Raw genomic sequence first — 18,718 nt, 5'->3', positions numbered from 1 at the left:
TCGTGTAGCTATCTCGCTGTCCAGCCCTCGGGTTCCCCACCGCCCCGGTGTGGGAATCCGTCACCGGCCGCTCCAAGCCGGACGCACGCGCCCGCCACCCGCGCAGCCCCCGACCGACGCGACTCGATTGGTGAGTGCCCTCTCGGCCCGGTTCGACTCCGGCCGTCGGCGTTATGTCGCTGCAGGCGACCCCCCCGACCGAGGTATCGGCCGACGTATCACTGCGCGTTCCGCGTGGCGGGTCCGAGACCCTCGAAGCCGGTGTCGCCGACGTCCTCGCGGCCGTCGACGGCGTCGAAGACGTGGCCGTCGACCGCGTGACCAGCGTGCGGCCCACCTGGACCGACATCCGGGTCGACGCCGACGTGTCGCTGACACTGCGGGTCAACGACGAACAGAACACTGTCGATGGCCGCACTGAACTCCTCCAAGAGGGGTTCGGCGTGATGGCGGTCAACCGCGTCGACGTGACCGGTGACGCGTAAGCACCGCCTCGTCACTGCCTTCCCGAACGTTCCAGACGGATCCGGGCCTTCGCCCGGCGCAGGTTCGACTCCTGCCGGGAAGTCCAGATCTATGGACCGACGATACCTCGCCGCTGTCATCGGTAGGCGGCGACGCGACTCGAAGAGCCGAGTACAGTCACGCCGCACTCGCCGGCTGTAGCCGCCGGGACCGGTCGAAGTATTCTGATCCCGGACTGGTCTGCTGGTCTGTGTGGCCGAGCCTGTAAGATACTGGAGCGCGAACTGCCACATATGACGGTCCACACCTCCGACGACCGCTGGCTCGATGCGCCAGTCGAGACGGTGTTCGTGTTCATGGACGAGCCGTCGAATCAGGCGACCGTCACGCCGAGCCTGACGCGTGCCGACCGCATCGAGCGCCTGCCAAACGGTGGGAACCGCGCTGCCTACGAGTACACGATGTTCGGACTCACGTTTACCGGCGAAGTTCGAGCGTCGATGTACGAACCGCCGGAGCGAATCGTCTACGAGATGCGTGGTGACCTGACGGGGCGCATCGCCTGGCGGTTCGAACCCGAGGACGGCGGCACGCGCCTCACCTACGCGGCCGACTACGAGGTTCCGGGACCACTCCCAGAGACTCTCCTCGCACCGATCATCAGGTGGTACAATCGCCGAGAGGTTCGGCAGCTTCTGGCTACCGTCGCCGAAGCAGTCGAAGGGGAGGAGCAAGTCGTCGCCAGGTCGCTGTCGTAACCGCGCTGCGCTACTCGTCGGTCCAGAGCGCGTCGGAAAGCGTCCGCTGAACCGCCTCTTCGCCGACGGCTGTGGCGAGTGTCTCGAACCCGTTTCGCTCGACAGGGTCGTTCGAGTTCGCAACCAGTCGGGAGACGATGAACTCCGGGGTGGACTTCCCGACAGTGCCAAAGCGGGGCTGATAGTCCACTTGGAGTTCAAGCTCTTGATTCAACCCCTCAGCGAAGATGCCGTCGACGCGGGCCTCGGTGGGCAGGGGTTCGAGGTCCTCCGCGAGATGGGTGACGAACACGCCGAGGGCGTCGCGGTCGACGGTCAGGGTCACCAGCCCGTGCAGCAGGTCGGCGGCGGAGCCGGGTTCGGTGATGGCCTCGAACTCGTCGACGAGCATCAGCGTCCGGTCGCTCTCGGTCAGCGGCGGCACGACCGAGCGCAGCGTCGATTCGAGGACGCCGGCGTTGAACGAGGCGTGCCGGCGGTGGAACACGACGGTATCGACGACGCCCACCTCGGCGGCCTCGGCGGGGACCGGCAGCCCCATCTGGGCCAGCAGTTGCACCTGACACAGCGTCTCCAGCAGGGTCGTCTTCCCGCCGGAGTTCGCGCCAGTCAGGACGGCCACGCGGTCGCCGCTGGGCGGCTGGTTCGCCCGGTCCAGCTCCAGCGCGTGGTCGCCGATAGCGTAGGTAACCGGCTGGACGCTCTCGGCGTCGGCGATACTGAGGTTCCGAGCGCGCTTGACTGCGATAGTCTTGCGGTCCTCGACGAAGCTGGGCCGTGTCAGGTCGAACGCGATGGCAAAGCGGGCGAGCGAGACGGAGAAGGCGATGTCGTCCACCGCCTCGACCGCGGCGTCGATGTCCTCGCGGGCGTCGGAGAGGTCGTCTTCCAGCCGGTCGGCGACCGCCTGCTCACGGTCTTGCACGTCGCTTCGCAGCGTGGTCCGAAGCTCCCTGAGCGCCACGTCGACGAAGTCACGCGCGTCGGTCGCCTCTCGTGGCATCGCGTCTCGGACTCTGGCGGCGTCGATACCTGTCTCGGTCGTGACGTGGCGGACGAGCGCGTCCTGGAACTCGTCGGGCCGCCGCGCGCCCTCCTGTACGGCCTCGACGACCTCCATCGAGGCGGCCGCGAGGTCTTCGATTTGCCCCAGCTGGTCGCGCAGGCGGTCGAGTTCCTCGTCGGCCCCTTCGCCGACGGACTCGCTGTCGCCCGCGAGGCCGGCGAGTGCTGCCCGGCCCGCCGACAGGGACTCGCCGTCGATGGCCGCTAGCGGCTCGAACACTCCGTTCTCGATGCCGGTGTCCCGGAGGGCAAGCGCCACGTCGACCGCGGCCAGTTCCCCTCCGTCCGCGTCGAAGGCAGCAAAGGCGTCGAGGACGGCCCGCTGGTCCTCGTCGGCGAGGCCAGCCCACGTGTCCCGCGCTTCGAGTACGTCGTCCAGCCGCTCGTCCATCGCCTCGCGGGTCGGTAGCGGCGTCAGCACCCGGATGCTGTCGGCCGCATCCGCCGTGACCGCGTACTCTTCGGCGAGGTCGAGCAGTTCTTTGTACACGTCGCGGGTGTCTCTGGTGGCGAGCAAGTCCATCGATTCGGCCCCGGTCGCCCGCCGGAGGATGCGCGTCGCGCGCCCCCGGGAGAGGCCGGCCGTGGTTAGCGCTCGTGTGTCCGCCGACTCGATGGCCTCGATGGCCCGCTCGACGCCCAGCTCCTCGGTGAGCAGTTCGGACGTCTTCGGGCCGATGCCCCAGTACTCCTCCAGTCGCATGCACGGGTGGACACGGGCGGCCCGCTTAGGCGTTTTCAGTTCTCCGGCTCGTCGTCGTCGGGGCCGAACCGCTCGTGCAGCGGTCCCGGCTCGCCACGGGCCTGCCGGTCTGCCCGGCGGGCGGCGCGACGCGCGATGAGTGCGCCCAGTGCCGCCGGAATCGCCAGACCGAGCGACACGAGCGCAGTCTGCTCGGAGACGACTGATGGGCCATCTGACAGGAAGACTTCATATCCCACTACGAGTACGACGACGCCTACACCGGCGACGACGAGGTACAGTCCGCGGGCCAGCACCTCGCTGGGGTTGCGGAGCCGAGAGAGATACGCGGCCGGGCAGAGCCAGCCGGCCAGCAGGACGCCGAGGGCCACGGGAAGCGAGAGAGTGCCGACGAGAATGACGACGGCGTACAGCACGAGCGGCGCAATGGCGATTCCAAGCGAGAGGCCAGTGAGCGTGACTGCCCACGTCGGCGCACCGGAGTCCATCGCCTCCAGCGTCTCGGTCAGACGCTCGTCGAGCATTTCGGCCTGTTCGTCGGTGAGCAGCGACGCGTCACAGTGTTGGCAGGCCATCGCTGTGGGTTCCAGCGACTCACCACACTCCGGACAGGCGGGAGCCGACGCGTCACGCCACTCGGTCATGCTCCCCTTTGTGCCCCGAGCGGTTTGAGTGACCCGGATAGTGTCAAACACACTGGCTTTGGTCAGTAGATGCAATGATACTCAGCCACAACATAGCACGACCAGTGCAACAGAGTGCGCTGTCTTTGCGGCGGTTTCCGGATTGTGAGTGTGACCTAGCTGATAGAAAGAAATAATCCCGTACAGTCCAAGCAGAGAATATGGGGGGCGTTGACATTCTACACGTTGATGACGACAAGGGGCTTGCCAGTCTGACCGCCGACCTCCTCGAACGCAAGGACAGTCGGTTCAACGTGGAGACTGCCGCAAGCGCGACAGAGGGCCTACAGCTACTCGACGATTTCTCCCCTGACTGCATCGTTTCCGACTTTGAGATGCCCGGTATTGACGGACTTGAGTTTTTAGAGGCCGTCCGGGCGGAACACTCCAAGCTCCCGTTCATCCTGTTTACTGGCCGAGGCAGCGAAGAGATCGCAAGCGATGCGATCTCTGCCGGCGCAACTGACTACCTGCAGAAACAATCCGGAACCGATCAGTACGAACTACTGGCCAACCGTATCAACAACGCTGTCACTCGCTATCACTCAGAAAAACAGCTACGCGAGACGAAAGAGGAGTACGCCGCTGTTTTCGAGAACGCTCGGAACGGACTCCTGCTTGTTGATGTCGAGCAAGACGGGTTTCGCTTCCGTCGGTGTAACTCACGGGTTCAGGAGTTCACCGGACTTTCAGAGTCGGAACTTATCGGTAAGACCCCGCAGGAGGCACTTGGAGACGAGAATGCCAGAGCGGTCGTCGGCGCGTATCGGACATGCGTCGACATGCGAGAGACGATTTCATATACGGTGACCCTTACCCATCCGGTCGGCGAGGTCGTTCACGAAGTCAACACCACGCCGATCATCAGAGACGGTGAGGTTGAGCAACTCGTCGTCGCGTTTACCGACATCACCGAACGGCACGCCCGTGAGCAGAAGTTACGCGAAGAACGGGCCGTCATTCAGCAAGCGCTTGATACGCTCGATGAGCCACTGTTCGTTACCGATACTCATGGCAGCCTCAAGCACTGTAACCGCCGCGCACTCGAGGCTACTGGCCACACTGAACAAACAGCCGTCGGAACGCCGATCACTGACTTGTTTCCTGACAACGAGCGGGAGATGATTACTGACGCGGTTGACGACGCACTCCGTACTGGCCGAACGACTGTCACGGCCAGCCTCCGACTCGACAGCGGTCAGCGACAGCCATACGAGTTCCGCGCTCACTCCCTGACTGACCTGGATAACAACATAGCAGGGCTGGTCATACTCGGTCAGGATGCCCCTGATAGCTGATCGATTGGACAACTGTCGCAGATACCGGTCGGTATCGACGACCCTGTGTGCTGACGGGCCGCCACGCGCAGAAATGTCTGTATCCGTCGACAGACAATTTCTTCGCTCCGTATCGCCCTGAACTTTATATCACATGACGGCTGAATTGCACACTACCAATGAAAGACGTGCTTTCCAGAATCGGCATCGGGTCTGCTACGGTGGACACGGTGTTGCCGACAGATTCTGTCAGAGCCGGTGAGGCCGTCCGTGCCGAAGTTCACGTTGAGGGCGGATCGACGGACCAGGATATCGACGCGATCTACTTCGCGCTGGAAACTGAGTACAGGTCCGACGAGGGGTACAAGGACGCCATCATCGACCAGTGGCAACTCACCGAGCCGTTCACCATCGAAGCGGGCGAGGAACGCCGTTTCGAGACTACTATCGATGTTCCCCGGGAGACACCAGTGACCACACGCTCGACGGCCGTTGAAATCGAGACTGGCCTCGACATCTCGATGGCGGTCGACCCCGGTGACGAGGACTACATCGAGGTCGAACCGACACAGCGCACGCAGGTAGTGTTCGACGCGCTCGATTCGCTTGGCTTCTCGCTCTATGCCTCTGCCTGCGAGGCCACAGCCGGGAGTCTGTTTACCGCCTCGACGAACTTCGTTCAGGAGTTCGAGTTTCGGCCACAGCGCGGCGAGTTCGCGGACCAGGTCGACGAGGTGGAAGTCGTTCCAGTGTTCGACGACAGCCATCTCACGGTGTATCTGGAGGTCGACCGCAGCGCCGGACTGCTCTCGGAGATGACCGACGCCGACGAGCGACACACGAAACTCACGATAGAAGCGCCTGATCCTGCTGCTATCGAGCCGCGACTCGCGGAAGCGATCCGGGAATTGAGCTAAACTGCCGGCGTCCGCTGGCCGTCAACCCCAGAATGACTGGGTGCGGGCGTACTCCCGCTCCTGTCGGAGGATGTCCCGATAGAACTCGTCTTCGTCCTCCCGCAGACGGTTGATGATGCGGGCGGCGTTGTGCGGACCGACGCCGCGGGCCGCCAGCGCGACCACCGCTCGCTTCCCGTGACTCTGGACCAGCGAGGCCGAGCGATAGGCTCGTTCGGTCATCTTCTCCTGCTCGTCGTCCTTGTCATCGGTCCGGACGGCCGAAACGACTTCGTCGGCCCAGGGATTCAGCGCGGCGATGCGGGTCGAGCCACAGTGTGGACACGACGGCTGGTCGCGCACACGCTTGACCTGCTGTTTTCGGTCCCACTCCTTGCAGTGTAAACACATGAGGATGACACGGTCACTCTGGATTCGTTCCTTGACCGTCTTGATGACGCTCGCGTCGGCGTTCTCCGGCGAGAGGAGTTCTCGCCCGGAGGCGCTCCCGCCGGTCCCGATTGGCGTTTGCTCGCCCACCGTTTCGAGGGCTACGTCACCGCGCTGGATGTCCCGGAGGAGGTCAGCCGTCGCCCCGATGGCGAGGTCCTCGTGGCGTACCTCTCGGAGGGCTTCGTCGTACATCGGCGTGTCCTCCAGCGCAGCGAGCAGACGGTCGCGGCCGAAATCCGTCGACCCGCGGCCCCGCCAGCGCTTGAGTGAGCCGAACTTCGTCGCCACCTGCGCCAGTTTGAACTTCAGCGCGTCGGCGTTCTTGAGGCTCAGTTCGACGAGAGCGGGCAGGTGGTCGGGGTCAGTATCCTCGATGACCTCGATGACGTCGCCGGCGGTGATGCGCCGCGGGACTTCGAGCGTGATCCGGTAGGGGTCGACCTCCATCGCGACTGATTCGCCCGCTCGCTGGCCGAGCAGCGCAGAGAGTACCCGGCCCAGCGTCTCGTTTATTTTGTGGCCGTAGCAGGCGTTGATGATGACCTCTCGGCCGTGGAACTCAACCAGAATAGTCGTGTCGTCGGGGATCGGCCCCTCGTGGTTCTCGACCTGCGAGAGGCCGTCGGCGACAGTCTCGGGGCCGGCGGCGTAGCGAGTCGCTACGTCTCTGGCGACGGCGTCAGTCTCGGCTCCGTCCTGTAGCTGTCGACCAGCCACGCGGCGGAGTTCACCGACCTCTGCGGCGACAGCTCTTGGAACCGGAATCTCCTGGCCGACCCACGAGGGGACCTCGCCGGCGGGGTCCTCGATGGGCGAGACGGTCACGACCTCTTCCTCCTCGTCGATGTTCGTGATGCGCCACATCTCCCCGCGCTGGACGAACACCTCGCCCGGCGTGGCGAAGTTGACGACGAACTTCTCATCGAGGGTTCCGACCTGCTGGCCCGAGGCCACGTCCTCCACGTCGTAGGTGGCCTCGTCGGGGATCATCGAGAGGTTCTGATAGAAGTACTGCCAGGTCCCGCGCCGCTTCTCCAGAGTGTCCCGGTCCTCGTCCAGCCAGATGACGTTGTTCGCCGCGAGTTCTTCGACGACCTGCTTGAACTGGGTCTCGCCGAGATCACGAAACGGGTACGCGCGGGTCAGTATCTCGAAGGCCCGCATCGCCCGGATTTCGCCGGTGTCCATCACCAGCCCGGCGATCTGGTTGGCAACGGTATCGAGGCTGCCGTCGTGGATTTCGGCCGGTTCGACGTCGCCAGCTTCGGCCTGTCTCGCAATCGCCAGCGCCTCCAGCGTGTCGTCGGTGTCGGTGGTGACAACCGTCCCCGAGGAGACGAGATCGCGCCGGTGGCCGGCGCGGCCGACCCGCTGGACGAGGCGGGACACTTGCCGGGGGCTGCCGTACTGGACGACGTGGTCGACGTGGCCCACGTCGATACCCAATTCCATCGAAGAGGTACACAGCAGGGCGTCGAGGTCGCCGGCTTTGAACCGGTCCTCCACGTCGATTCGCGCTTCTTTCGACAGCGAGCCGTGATGGACGCCGAGGTCGGTTCCCAGTTCCTTGAACCGCGAGCCCAGTGCCTCCGCTGTCTGCCGGGTATTGACAAATAGCAGGACAGACTCGTGCTCGCCGATGAGATCCGCGATATACCGAACGTGGCTGGCCGTCCCGGCGTCGGTGACGAGTGTACTCGACAGCTCTTCGTCACGGTCGGTAATCTGGGGCCGGACCACCTCGATGTCCAGTCGACTGCCGATGTCCACTTCCACGATGGCACACGTCCGGCCGCCAGTGAGAAACCGGCCGACCTCGTGTGGGTCGCCGACAGTCGCCGAGAGTCCGATGCGCTGGAACTGCCCGGACAGTTCTCGGAGCCGTTCGAGTCCGATGGTCAACTGCGCACCTCGCTTGGCCGCGGCGAGTTCGTGCACCTCGTCGATAACGATATGTTCCACGTCTTCGAGCGCCGTCCGGAGCTTCGACCCGGTAAGCATCGCCTGAAGCGTCTCGGGCGTGGTTACGAGCACGTCCGGCGGGTCGTCGGCCTGCTTCTGGCGCTGGTAGTCCGTCGTGTCGCCATGGCGAACGTCCACTTCGAGGCCGAGCGTTTCGCCCCACCAGTCGAGGCGCTGGCGCATGTCGCGGTTGAGCGCCCGAAGCGGCGTGATATACAGCGCGCCGATGCCAAAACGGTCCTCGGACTGTGCTAATGCGTCGAAGACCGGCAACATCGCCGTCTCTGTTTTACCGGTACCGGTCGGTGCGACCACCAGCGCGTCCCGCCCGTCAGCCAGGGTCGGAATCGCCTTTCGCTGTGGGTCAGTCGGCGTCGTGAAGCCGCGCTCTGAGAGCGCACTGCGGACGGCCGGACCGAGTGCAGTAAAGGCGTCATCGCCGCGAGCGACCCCGTCAGTCATCGCCCCTCTCTAGCGACTACACCGGGTTAAACACGTTGTGTCACATTCTCTCGTCCCCCGTCGGTAACCAGGGCATTGCGGGCGTTGCAGGGGCGTGGCGGGTACAGCCTTATGTCGTTGCACAGAGACATGTGAAACCATGACTGACACCTGTGCAACTGCGACCGGTGATGGCCCGTGAACACGCTCGATGAAATCGAACGAGCGGTGAAGGATACGGCACATTACGTCAGTGGGAATCTGGCGAACTACGCCAACAGAGCCGCCGGCGAGAACCCGAGCGGGGAACAACAGGTCGGTGGCGACGTGTGGGCCGACGACCTGTTTTTCGACGCGCTCGCGTACATCGACGGCATCGGTGCGTACGCGAGCGAGGAGCGCAGCGACGTGGTCGACTGCGGCGATGGCTACAGTATCGCTATCGACCCGCTCGATGGCTCCTCGAACCTCGCCTCGAACAACTCCGTGGGGACAATAATCGGGGTCTACGACGCCGAACTCCCCGCGGCAGGTCGGGAAATGGTCGCGTCGCTGATGGTGCTGTACGGCCCGTACACGACGCTAACTATCGCCCGGTCCGACCGCGATGTCGTTCAGGAGCACCTCCTCCGGGACGGGCACAGCGAGCGCTGGGGACAGTTCGAACTGCCGGCGGAGGCGACAGTTGTCGGTCTCGCGGGTAAGACCGGCGAGCGAACCGACGAGTTCAACGCCATCGCGCAGTCCTTCGAGCGGGACCTGAAGCTCCGCTACGGTGGGGCGACTGTCGCCGATCTGGCGCAGGTCCTCGAGTACGGCGGGCTGTTCGGCTATCCGGCGACGACGGGGTATCCGAACGGGAAACTCCGGGTCCACTTCGAATCGGCCCCACTCGCATACCTCGTCGAGGCGGCCGGTGGCGCTTCCAGCGATGGCTCGCAGTCGTTACTCGCTGTCGAACCGGATGGTATCCACGACCGGACGCCGACGTTCCTCGGCAACACCGAACTTGTCGACGAACTCGAAGCGGGGCTTTCGGAAGAATAGGTTGACAGACAGTCGGCTCAGACCTGCTGGTAGGCCCCTAACCGCGTGCCATCGAGGAGGAACGCTTCGGCGTCCGCCAGCCCCTCGGGCAGGAACGGAGCGAGGAACTCCTGCCCGTCGACGTTGACCCATGTCCCGCCGGAGCGGTCGTTAAACGCTGGGAAGACCACAATATCAGGAGCGTCATCGAGCGGCTGGCCGAACTGCTCGGCAAAGGGGTCGGCCACCAGCGAGCCGCGGAGCCAGGCGCGCTCCTTCTGTGTGCCGCCGACGCTGTCCTCAAGTCGGACGACCGGGTGTTCGTGGCCGACACAGACGACGTTGGATTCGAGTACATCCGGCGCAGGCCAGGTGTGGCCGTGGGCGAACCCGACCGAACCAATACGCGTGCCATGTCCCGGCGTCACTTCGATATCGGCGTCGAAGTCGGTCAGGACGGACTCCAGCCCGCCGTCGTGATTCCCTTTCACCAGCGTTACAGGTATGTCGAGGGCACCGAACAGCGTTTCAAGCTCCCCCCGTTCGTCATCGAACGGATCGCCGATAGCGTGGCCCAGATCGCCGACGACTACGAGGCGGTCAGCACGGGCGCGGTCCAGACACACCAGCAACCGCTCCCGACGGGCCGCGGCGGCCGACTGGAGTTCGACGCCCTCGTATCTGAGGCCCGCTTCGATGCCGGCGTGGTAGTCGGCCACCGCCAGCAACCGCTCGCCGTCAGTATCGACGGTGGCCGCTGGAACGCCGGGGAGCGGTTCGACGCGCATCGCTCCTGTGTTAGCCGTCGGGCGAGAAAAGCACCGCGGCTCGGTTCCAGAGCGCTCCCGGAACCGGCCATGAGCCGTCCTTCGGTTATATTGGCTTGAGCTTCCCGTCCTCAGGCTCGTAGCAGCGACCGCCCATCAGGGCGTCCTGGATGGCGTCTTCGACGGCGTCGGCGTCCGCGCCGTACCGGCCCGCGACCGTCGACCGGAGTTCCTCGCGGTCGGCCCCGCTGCCGTCGTCGAGTTCGTCCATGACTTCCATAGCGGCGTCTTCGAGGTCCACATCCTCGGCGGCGTCCTCGCTCGCGGCCTCGCCGGCGGTAGTCTCGTCCGCCGACGCATCGGTCGCGGTTTCGGGCGTCTCGGCGGGGGCGTCGCTGGTGGCCGCGTCGGCGTCCGGCTCGGGCGATTCGTCGCCGGCCGGCGCACCGGCCGACTCTGGGGCCGGCTCGGCGTCGGCGGCGTCGGCGGGCGCACCTGTCTCGGCCGCGTCGGCCAGTTCCTCGGGATCCGGTGTCTCGATGTCGGCCGCGCCGGGCTCGTCGACCTCGGTCCCGCTCTGGAAGTCCGTACCGTACTCCTGTTCTATCTCTTCGCGCTCGTCTGCATCCAGTTCGAACTCGGTATCGAAGTCGCCGAGGTCATCGTCGGGTTCCGACGACGCGTCAGGCACGTCCCCCGGCGTCGCGTCGGTCGATGGCTCGCCCGACGTCGTCGCCTCGTCCACGGACTCACTCGATGCGGGCGTCGAGGCGTCCTCGCTTGCGGAGTCGTCTGCGGTGGTCTCGTCCGCCGCTGCGTCGGTTGCGGTTTCGGGGGTCTCGGCGGGAGCGTTGCTGGTGGCCGCGTCAGCGTCCGGCTCGGGCGATTCGTCGCCGGCCGGCGCACCGGCTGACTCTGGGGCCGGCTCGGCGTCGGCGGCGTCTGCGGGCGCACCTGTCTCGGCCGCGTCGGCCACGTCGGCCGTCGCCGGTTCGCTATCTGGCGTTGCGGCCGTCTGTGCGCTCGGCTCGGTCACGTCTCCGTCGTCGGTCGCTCCCTCCGATGGCGACCCTGATTCGGCTGACGCGCTGATGTCTTCGTCGGTCGTCTCCGGCGTCGAAAGGGCAGTATCGAGGTCGAGGGAGGCAAGCAGCGGAATCGGGTCGTCGGTCCCGTCCCCCGGTGACAGCGACAGCCCCTCCGCTTCGTCCGTGTCGCCAGCGACGACGCGAGCGGCGTCAAGCGCTGTCGTTCGAAGTGCATCGAGGTAGTCGCCGGTGGTGCCGTAGTGGTCCAGCGCGAGCGTGATGCCGGCCGCAGCGCTCTCGCCGACACCCCGGTCGAGCAGCGCGAGGCGGAGGTCGTCGCCGGCCAGACCGGCCTGCTTCGCACTGGCCAACTGTCCGATGCGCGAGACGGTCTGCTCGGCGGCCTGCACGACCCAGCGGTCCCGGGTGTCCGCGTCGACCTCGCTGATGCTCTCGGGCCGGACCGAGGTGAACACCCGGTCGCTGTCGTCGGGCTGGAAGGTGCGGGCCTTGCCCGTGACGGCGACAAACATCGGCGGGTCGGCGGCTTCGAGGAAGGCCAGTTCGTCGGGCTGATACTGGCCAGCATAGATGACAAACGGGCCGGTCGGGTCGACCACGCGGGCCCGAAGCACGTCGTCGTTGACCTGTTCGAGTTCGGTGAGGACACCGACGAGGAACAGGCGGTTGACACGCGCGCCGGTCGGCGTGACGACGTAGTTCGGGGCCCGCTCCTCGTCGGACTCAGAGTACGAGAAGTCGGCGTCGTCGAACTCCGCGGCGAACAGCCGGTGGGCGACTTCACGGCGGCCGGGGCCGCCGTCTCCGGATTCGCTCATGTGTCTGCCTCCTGTAGAAGGGTCTGCGCACGCGCTGCCGGGTCGTCGTCTGCCTCGGTAAATGTCGAGGCGGTGAGGTTCGCGCCGTACTCGTCGACCGACAGCGACCCGCGGACGACGAACTCGCGGCCGACGATGCGATCGCTGATGCGGTCGGCGACGACTTCCTTGTCCATGGCGTCGCGGGCGTGCTCGCGGGCGTCGTCGAGGTCACCGCCGTAGACTCTGGCGGTCAGTTCGGCGTCAAGCACCGCGGTGACGGTGGCGGTCCCGTCGTCGAGAATCGCCTTCGTCCGCAGGTCGTCCTCGCCCTCGACCGCGCCGTGGGAGCGACACTGGCCGTTCTGGATGACACGGCCACACTCCGGGCACCGCTCGATGAGGCCAGAGCCGTCCCGGACCTCGATGACGTTGCCAGCCAGTTCCACGTCGAACAGGCCGCCGCTCTCGACGGCCTCGCGGATGGACAGCCGCGGTGCGTCTTCGGCCACCTCGACCGTGCGGTCCAGCGCGGTCACGGTCGAGAACTCGGAGACGTTCACCGATGGCGCGCCGCGGAACTCACGGACAAACGTCTCGTCTAAGCGCACGGACGCCCCTTCTTCGATTTCGTCGTGGGGCTCCCAGTCGGTGAACGGGAGCCGGCCGCTCTCGTCGCCGAGGACGCCGCTGAGAATCGTCGTCTCGCCGTCGCGGCCGTCGATAACTTTCTGCTCGCACTCCAGCACTTGCACCTCGGCACTGATGCCGCGGTCGCCCGGTGCGAGGTCCTGCAGCGCAGCGCGGCCGCCGACATCGTAGTCGATGTCGAGGGTTTCGTCGACGACCTCGGGGTCGGTGCTGTCACCCAGATTGAGTTCCGGCTGGCCGTCCCACTCGCGGACACCAGCGTTTCCGAGCCGGACCGTCTGGCCGGGTTCGAGATCGCCGGAGAAACCGTCCCACGCGGTGTAGGATATCTTCCCCGTCTCGTCGGCGAGTTCGCCCTCGCGGATGACGTGCTGTTCCCCGTTGTACTGGATGGACCGGCGACCCGACGTGAGCACCACGGCGGTGACCGTCACGTTCGAGTCGTCGGTCGAGACCTCGCTGATGGCCTTGCTCGACGGCGTGGCGTCGCCGCCCGAGCTGCCGTCGCCGTACTTCCGCCTGAGGCTCTGCTTGGCCTCGTCCATGGGGACGGAGTAGTTCACGAGGTTCTTTAGGTCGCGTGTGACCTCCTCTTTGTCAACACCGAGGTCGGAGGCGAGCTCCTCGGCATGGTCTTCGAGAGACATCGACCGACGGTTCGGTGGGCGCACTCAAAAGCGTTTTCGGCCGGCCCTCGCGGGCACGGCCGTCGACAACCTGTTTGAAATCGCCCAAAATTCTTATTTGTGATACTGCAATCTCTCAGTGTATGCTCTCTGACCGAGTTAGTGTGTTCCAGACGGCTGAATTTCTCGTTACTGGGCCTGTCAAGCTAACCGGGAAGGAAAATATCGGACCTGATACCGAACGCGGATACCGGAGGTCCTGACTATGGGCAGTCTGTTCGGGTCGAAACCATCTGCGGCTCACGTCATCTGGCGGAGCGGTCGGAACAACGACGGCAAAAAGAAGTTCGACTTCGAGTATCTGGAACTGTGGGCCGCCCATTTCGGCGTCGACTTCGAGCAGTGGACGCGGGTCGATCACGACCGCGCCGACCAACCCCGCGAGCAGTTCGCCTGCGTGTTCCGCTGGACGGAAAGCGGCGGGCAGGAACTCTCTGTCGGCGACGAGGAGTGGACGATGGGCACCCAGCGCAAGCCGCGGACGTTCCTTGAAATCGACGAGGAAGGGATGGTCAGACTCCGGGGCTGGACCAGCGAAGTAACGCTTGACGTCGCGGAGCTGGTACTGAACAAGACGGTGTTGAAGCTGCAAACCGCCGACGGCACCGTCAAGAAACTCGACGTCCGAAAGCTCTCCAAGCGCCCCGAGACGACCTCCTCCCGAACGTAACCCAAAAGCCGTTTGACGTATCACCGGCACGAACGAGTATGCACGTCGTCGTCAACGCCGCCATGAGTGTCGACGGGAAGCTCTCCTCCCGCCGCCGCGAACAGATCGCCATCTCCGGCCCGGACGATTTCGACCGCGTCGACCAGCTTCGGGCCGACAGCGACGCCGTGATGGTCGGTGTCGGCACGATTCTCGCCGACGACCCCTCACTGACTATCGATGACCCCGACCGCCGCGCCGCCCGGGTCGAGCGTGGCGACCCGGAGAACCCCGCGCGCGTCGTCGCCGACTCCCGCATCCGAACGCCACCGGACGCAACGGTGCTTGACGACCGCGCCCAGACCTACCTCCTCGTCAGCGAAGCCGCGCCGCCGGACTTCATCGAGGAGATGGAAGACGCTGGCGCGTACGTTATCGCCGCTGGCGAGGACCGTGTCGACCTCACGACGACGCTCGCGAAGCTTGAAGGCGACGGCATCGACCAGCTCATGGTCGAAGGCGGCGGCGAACTCATCTTCGGCCTGCTTGAGGAGGCGCTGGTCGACGACCTGTTCGTCTACGTCGGTCCGAAGGTCATCGGCGGCCGGGACGCGCCGACGCTGGCCGACGGCGACGGCTTCATCGAGGACTTCCCGGAGCCGGAGCTGGCCGACGTCCAGCGGCTTGACGACGGAGTGGTACTACACTGGCAATTCTGAGAACTGGCCGGCAGAATTAGTGGTCGTGGCCGGTCAGTTCGGCGAAGGACTGGCCGAAGCGCTCCTCGAACAGCTCGCTGGTTTCCTCTTCGAGCGCGACGATCTGCTCGTCCGGCTCGCCCTGCGCGTGGTGGACAGCGCTGTGAATCCGCTGGGTCATGCCGAACATTGCAATGTCGCCGACGACCTGCGGGTCCGTCTCCTCGGGCGACTCTCGGAGGATATCCACGAGTTCGCTCGGAACTGTGAGTTCGTCGGTCTCCTCGCCGTCGTCGATAGTCAGCGTGACAGTGTCGGTTGCCATGCCGTTCACTCCGGGGGCTATCCTAAAGGGTCTGTGGATGTGGGACTGGAGAAAGAGGTGCCCTAGTCGTCGGCTTCCGCAGCGGCTTCGGACTCCGCCTCGGCGGCGGCCTCGGCCTGTGCTTCGAGGTACTCGTCGGCGTCGATGGCGGCCTTACAGCCCATCCCGGCCGCGGTGACGGCCTGCTGGTAGTGGTAGTCGACCACGTCGCCAGCACCGAAGATTCCGTCGACGTCGGTGGCGGTCTGGTCGCCGCCGGTGCCGCCGTGGGTCTGGATGTAGCCGGTGTCGTCCAGTTCGACGCCGGTGTCTTCGAGATAGTCGGTGTTCGGCGTGTGGCCGATAGCGATGAAGACAGCGCCCACATCGAAGTCGAAGGTTTCGGTCCCGTCGTCGTCGAGCTTCTCGCTGGGATAGCCCTCGTCGTTCCGTGCGAGGGTGACGTGGTCAACCCCGTCCTCGGGGGAGCCATGCATTTCCAGCAGTTCGGTGTTCCGCATGATCTCGATTTCGCCCGCGTCGACTTTCTGCTGGACGCGGTCGATCCAGTAGTCCTCGGCGCGGAACTCCTCGCGGCGGTGTGCGATGTAGACGGTGTCGGCGAACTTCGTGAGGAAGTGGGCCTCCTCCATGGCCGCGTCGCCGCCGCCGACGACGAGCATGTCCTCGCCGCGGAAGAACGCGCCGTCACAGGTCGCACACGTCGAGACACCATAGCCCATCAGTTCGTCCTCGCCGGGAACGCCCAGCGTCCGGGCGCTGGCTCCGGAGGCGGCGATGAAGGCGTCGCAGGTGTAGACGTCGCCGTTCGACAGTTCCACGCGGAACGGCCGTTCGCTGTCGTCGATGTCGGCGACGATACCGTGTTCGAGTTCAGCGCCGAAGCGCTGGGCCTGCTCTTTCATGTTGTTGATAAGGTCTGGACCGGAGAGACCCTCGGGGAAGCCGGGGAAGTTCTCGACTTCGCTGGTCAGCGTGAGCTGCCCGCCCGGTTCATCGCCTTCTAGAACGAGTGGGTCGTTGTTGCTTCTGGCGGCGTAGATGGCCGCTGTCAGTCCTGCTGCGCCCGTGCCAGCGACGATGAGTCGTCGGTGTTCGACCGATTCTGTCATTAGCCAAGTTAGACTACCAGGCCGTATTTAGCTTGTGTTGTCGTGCGCCGAACTCGAACCGTGACGACACGCTTAGGCCGCTGCCGCCGCTCGCTGTGGGTATGGCCGCCGATCTCGAAGAGAAGACCGACCGGTACGAGGGACTGCTTGCCGAAGCACTTGACGCGGCATCAGTCGCCCCTCCAGACGGAACGCCGATGTACGACGCCGCTCTGGAGTGCGAGGAGATGGCGTCGTCGTATCTTGAAGATGGGCGTCACTTTCGAGACGACGACGACCTCGTGAACGCGCTGGCGTCGTTTTCGTACGGGCACGCGTGGCTGGACGCGGGCGCACGCATCGGGCTTTTCGATGTGCCGACCGAGGGTCACCTATTCACTGTCTGAAACTATGGTCTGATTTGGGTCCCAGTTCGGAAACCGGTTAAGTGTCACCAGCCCTCCAAATCGCTTGCGTTTCCATGAAACGGACCAGACGCGGTATCCTACGGAGTATCGGTGCCGGAACAGCAGTCGCAGTCGGGTGCGTCGGTGCCGCGAGTGCCGCGCCGCCGAGAGACGGCGAGACAATTGCCGACATTGCCTCGAATGACGACCGATTCACGATTTTGGTTGAGGCACTGAGCGAAGCAGGCCTTGTGGCGACACTCGACGGAAACAGACAACTGACCGTGTTTGCGCCGACCAATACGGCGTTCGAAAACTTGCTGCGCGTCTTAGGTATTAGCAAGGACAAACTCTTGGAACGAGACGACCTCGCCGAAATCCTCACGTACCACGTGGCACCGGGCCGTCGCGACGCCGAGTCAGTCACTACCTCCGACCAGGTGCCGACACTCAACGGAGCGCAAATAGATGTGGACGGGACCGTCCTCAACGGCGGCCAGGCGGCCATCGCCCAAACGAACATCGAAGCCTCGAACGGATACATTCACGCCATCAACGGCGACAACGTCGATGGCACCGGTGTCTTGCTTCCATAGCCCGGCGCACACCACAGTTTGCGTGGTTATGACAGCAAACCAGGACGGCCCTCCTCTGACGACCCCCTCCCGTTTGTTCAGCCGCATCAAACCGGGTCTCGCTGCGTCCGCTGATGCATAGCCGCCCGGGCTTCGGTCGTCGGCAGCCCTCATGGATTTGGCCAGAGGATATACGTGTGCCCGAAGAGTTGAGTCCGGTGATGGAGGGTGTCCTCTGGTATGTTCTTTCCGGGACCCGTGGGGGGCCAAACAGAGCCCGTATCCTCAAGGCCCTCAAGCGGCGGCCCCGGAATGCCAATCAACTCGCGGAGGACCTCGACCTCGACTACAAGACTGTCCGACATCACCTCGACGTGTTGTTGGACAATGGCGTCGTCGACAACACCGGCGGCGACTACGGCTCCGTCTACACGCTGACGGACAGGACCGAACAGTACTGGGACACCATCGAAGAAATCATTGCGGAGATCGAGTGATAATGGCTGAAATCGAGCATGGAGTTTTACCACGAGCCGGCATAGGAGGGGACAGATGGCAGTCTGGATGACCGCGGCAAGTGTCGCGTCCGCGCTCAACGTCCTGGTGCTGCTTGCGTTGCTGTCTGTCTGGGCCCGCAACTACCTGTCGGTGGGCTCGAAACACGCACTCGGACTGACGGTTTTCGGGTGCCTGTTGCTCGCCGAGAACTGCCTGTCTGTCTACTACTATGTGCTTGATCCGGAGGTCGCCGTGTTGTTACGAAACGCCGCCCCTGTGGCCGGCCGCGCGATGACGTTTGTCGCGATACTGGAACTGGGTGGGCTGCTGTTTCTGGCGTGGATCTCGCTCGATTGAGCGCTCGTCGCGATACTTCCCAAACGGGGTGTCACCGTCCTTGATGTACGTATCTGGAATGTATATGTAACTAAACTGTGGCGACTGGTAACATCGTTCTTTACACCTCATCACCCCCCCACGATGTGCGGAACCACACTGTGACTCCCACTGACCCGGTAATTTCGGGACCCACTCGCTGTTCCCGACTGAATCGGGGTGACTGTCGTAGGAAGGCGGGCGGTTGTTCTGCAGTACACCGACAGAGTCACACGGTGTTGCAGTCTCCCGGTTGTGCGTTACACACGGGAGTCGGAGACGACCGTCAAAATTATATACCCCTACAGCGAGCCATGGTGAACCCTATCATGGCGTTGTATCGCGGTTCGAGCGAGACATCGGCGAAAGATTTATATACTTTACGAACTAACTATAGGGTAAGGCAATTCCCTAAACAGTA

The 18,718-nt window shown here is 64.5% G+C and carries 19 protein-coding genes; 11 read left to right on the top strand and 8 right to left on the bottom strand.

Features of this window, described 5'->3' with window-relative positions; genetic code table 11:
* The first annotated feature begins 173 nt into the window (after window positions 1–173).
* Complete coding sequence (locus AMS69_RS16765; RefSeq protein WP_053969207.1) at window positions 174–485, top strand: hypothetical protein; 312 nt, start codon at window positions 174–176, stop codon at window positions 483–485.
* Window positions 486–758: 273 nt separating this feature from the next.
* Window positions 759–1,223 (top strand): SRPBCC family protein, encoded by a 465-nt coding sequence (locus tag AMS69_RS16760; RefSeq protein ID WP_053969206.1) that lies wholly within the window; start codon window positions 759–761, stop codon window positions 1,221–1,223.
* 10 nt (window positions 1,224–1,233) lie between these two features.
* Here the strand turns inward: AMS69_RS16760 and AMS69_RS16755 are convergent, their stop codons facing one another.
* Window positions 1,234–2,991 carry a MutS-related protein gene (locus tag AMS69_RS16755; protein ID WP_053969205.1) on the bottom strand — a complete coding sequence of 586 codons (1,758 nt, stop codon included), beginning with the start codon at window positions 2,989–2,991 and terminating at the stop codon, window positions 1,234–1,236.
* A gap of 35 nt (window positions 2,992–3,026) precedes the next feature.
* Window positions 3,027–3,635, bottom strand: a complete 609-nt coding sequence (locus AMS69_RS16750) for a zinc ribbon domain-containing protein (protein WP_053969204.1) — start codon at window positions 3,633–3,635, stop codon at window positions 3,027–3,029.
* Window positions 3,636–3,835: 200 nt separating this feature from the next.
* Here AMS69_RS16750 and AMS69_RS16745 point away from each other — a divergent pair, with 200 nt between their 5' ends.
* Both AMS69_RS16745 and AMS69_RS16740 read left to right on the top strand, forming a co-directional pair.
* On the top strand, window positions 3,836–4,972 hold the full coding sequence (locus AMS69_RS16745) for a PAS domain-containing response regulator (RefSeq protein WP_053969203.1): 1,137 nt from the start codon (window positions 3,836–3,838) through the stop codon (window positions 4,970–4,972).
* Between the two features lie 158 nt (window positions 4,973–5,130).
* On the top strand, window positions 5,131–5,868 hold the full coding sequence (locus tag AMS69_RS16740) for a sporulation protein (RefSeq protein WP_053969202.1): 738 nt from the start codon (window positions 5,131–5,133) through the stop codon (window positions 5,866–5,868).
* 21 nt (window positions 5,869–5,889) lie between these two features.
* On the opposite strand, the gene AMS69_RS16735 is transcribed toward AMS69_RS16740, so the two are convergent.
* On the bottom strand, window positions 5,890–8,724 hold the full coding sequence (locus AMS69_RS16735) for a DEAD/DEAH box helicase (protein WP_053969201.1): 2,835 nt from the start codon (window positions 8,722–8,724) through the stop codon (window positions 5,890–5,892).
* Between the two features lie 177 nt (window positions 8,725–8,901).
* Between AMS69_RS16735 and AMS69_RS16730 the strand changes: the two genes are divergently transcribed.
* Window positions 8,902–9,750: a class 1 fructose-bisphosphatase gene (locus tag AMS69_RS16730; RefSeq protein ID WP_053969200.1), complete on the top strand. Its 849-nt coding sequence runs from the start codon at window positions 8,902–8,904 to the stop codon at window positions 9,748–9,750.
* A 17-nt stretch (window positions 9,751–9,767) separates the two neighbouring features.
* Here AMS69_RS16730 and AMS69_RS16725 read toward each other — a convergent pair whose 3' ends face one another.
* The 3 genes from AMS69_RS16725 to AMS69_RS16715 form a co-directional block, all read right to left on the bottom strand.
* Window positions 9,768–10,517: a metallophosphoesterase gene (locus tag AMS69_RS16725; protein WP_053969199.1), complete on the bottom strand. Its 750-nt coding sequence runs from the start codon at window positions 10,515–10,517 to the stop codon at window positions 9,768–9,770.
* An 85-nt stretch (window positions 10,518–10,602) separates the two neighbouring features.
* Window positions 10,603–12,363, bottom strand: coding sequence for a hypothetical protein (locus tag AMS69_RS16720; protein WP_053969198.1), 1,761 nt, complete (start codon window positions 12,361–12,363; stop codon window positions 10,603–10,605).
* Window positions 12,360–13,640 (bottom strand): Single-stranded DNA binding protein, encoded by a 1,281-nt coding sequence (locus tag AMS69_RS16715; protein ID WP_053969197.1) that lies wholly within the window; start codon window positions 13,638–13,640, stop codon window positions 12,360–12,362. Before AMS69_RS16715 ends, AMS69_RS16720 begins: the two co-directional genes overlap by 4 nt.
* A 244-nt stretch (window positions 13,641–13,884) precedes the next feature.
* Here AMS69_RS16715 and AMS69_RS16710 point away from each other — a divergent pair, with 244 nt between their 5' ends.
* Window positions 13,885–14,349: a hypothetical protein gene (locus tag AMS69_RS16710; RefSeq protein WP_053969196.1), complete on the top strand. Its 465-nt coding sequence runs from the start codon at window positions 13,885–13,887 to the stop codon at window positions 14,347–14,349.
* Window positions 14,350–14,387: 38 nt separating this feature from the next.
* A complete protein-coding gene (locus tag AMS69_RS16705; RefSeq protein ID WP_053969195.1) occupies window positions 14,388–15,047 on the top strand; it encodes a 2,5-diamino-6-(ribosylamino)-4(3H)-pyrimidinone 5'-phosphate reductase in 660 nt (219 codons plus the stop codon).
* A gap of 16 nt (window positions 15,048–15,063) precedes the next feature.
* Here AMS69_RS16705 and AMS69_RS16700 read toward each other — a convergent pair whose 3' ends face one another.
* Both AMS69_RS16700 and AMS69_RS16695 read right to left on the bottom strand, forming a co-directional pair.
* Window positions 15,064–15,351, bottom strand: coding sequence for a DUF7545 family protein (locus AMS69_RS16700; RefSeq protein WP_014040541.1), 288 nt, complete (start codon window positions 15,349–15,351; stop codon window positions 15,064–15,066).
* Window positions 15,352–15,413: 62 nt separating this feature from the next.
* The gene (locus tag AMS69_RS16695; protein ID WP_053969194.1) at window positions 15,414–16,463 is read right to left on the bottom strand and encodes an NAD(P)/FAD-dependent oxidoreductase; all 1,050 of its coding nucleotides are present in this window, start codon (window positions 16,461–16,463) and stop codon (window positions 15,414–15,416) included.
* A 101-nt stretch (window positions 16,464–16,564) separates the two neighbouring features.
* Between AMS69_RS16695 and AMS69_RS16690 the strand changes: the two genes are divergently transcribed.
* The 4 genes from AMS69_RS16690 (at window position 16,565) to AMS69_RS16675 (ending at window position 18,279) form a co-directional block, all read left to right on the top strand.
* Window positions 16,565–16,849: a DUF357 domain-containing protein gene (locus AMS69_RS16690; RefSeq protein WP_053969193.1), complete on the top strand. Its 285-nt coding sequence runs from the start codon at window positions 16,565–16,567 to the stop codon at window positions 16,847–16,849.
* Window positions 16,850–16,923: 74 nt separating this feature from the next.
* Complete coding sequence (locus tag AMS69_RS16685; RefSeq protein ID WP_053969192.1) at window positions 16,924–17,445, top strand: fasciclin domain-containing protein; 522 nt, start codon at window positions 16,924–16,926, stop codon at window positions 17,443–17,445.
* A gap of 200 nt (window positions 17,446–17,645) precedes the next feature.
* A complete protein-coding gene (locus AMS69_RS16680) occupies window positions 17,646–17,921 on the top strand; it encodes an ArsR/SmtB family transcription factor (RefSeq protein ID WP_014040537.1) in 276 nt (91 codons plus the stop codon).
* Between the two features lie 55 nt (window positions 17,922–17,976).
* Window positions 17,977–18,279, top strand: coding sequence for a hypothetical protein (locus tag AMS69_RS16675; RefSeq protein WP_053969191.1), 303 nt, complete (start codon window positions 17,977–17,979; stop codon window positions 18,277–18,279).
* Window positions 18,280–18,718 lie beyond the last annotated feature (439 nt).

Origin of the sequence: Haloarcula rubripromontorii, from assembly GCF_001280425.1 — an archaeon.
Taxonomy (GTDB): Archaea; Halobacteriota; Halobacteria; order Halobacteriales; family Haloarculaceae; genus Haloarcula; species Haloarcula rubripromontorii.
This window is presented reverse-complemented; position numbering and strand designations above follow the sequence as displayed.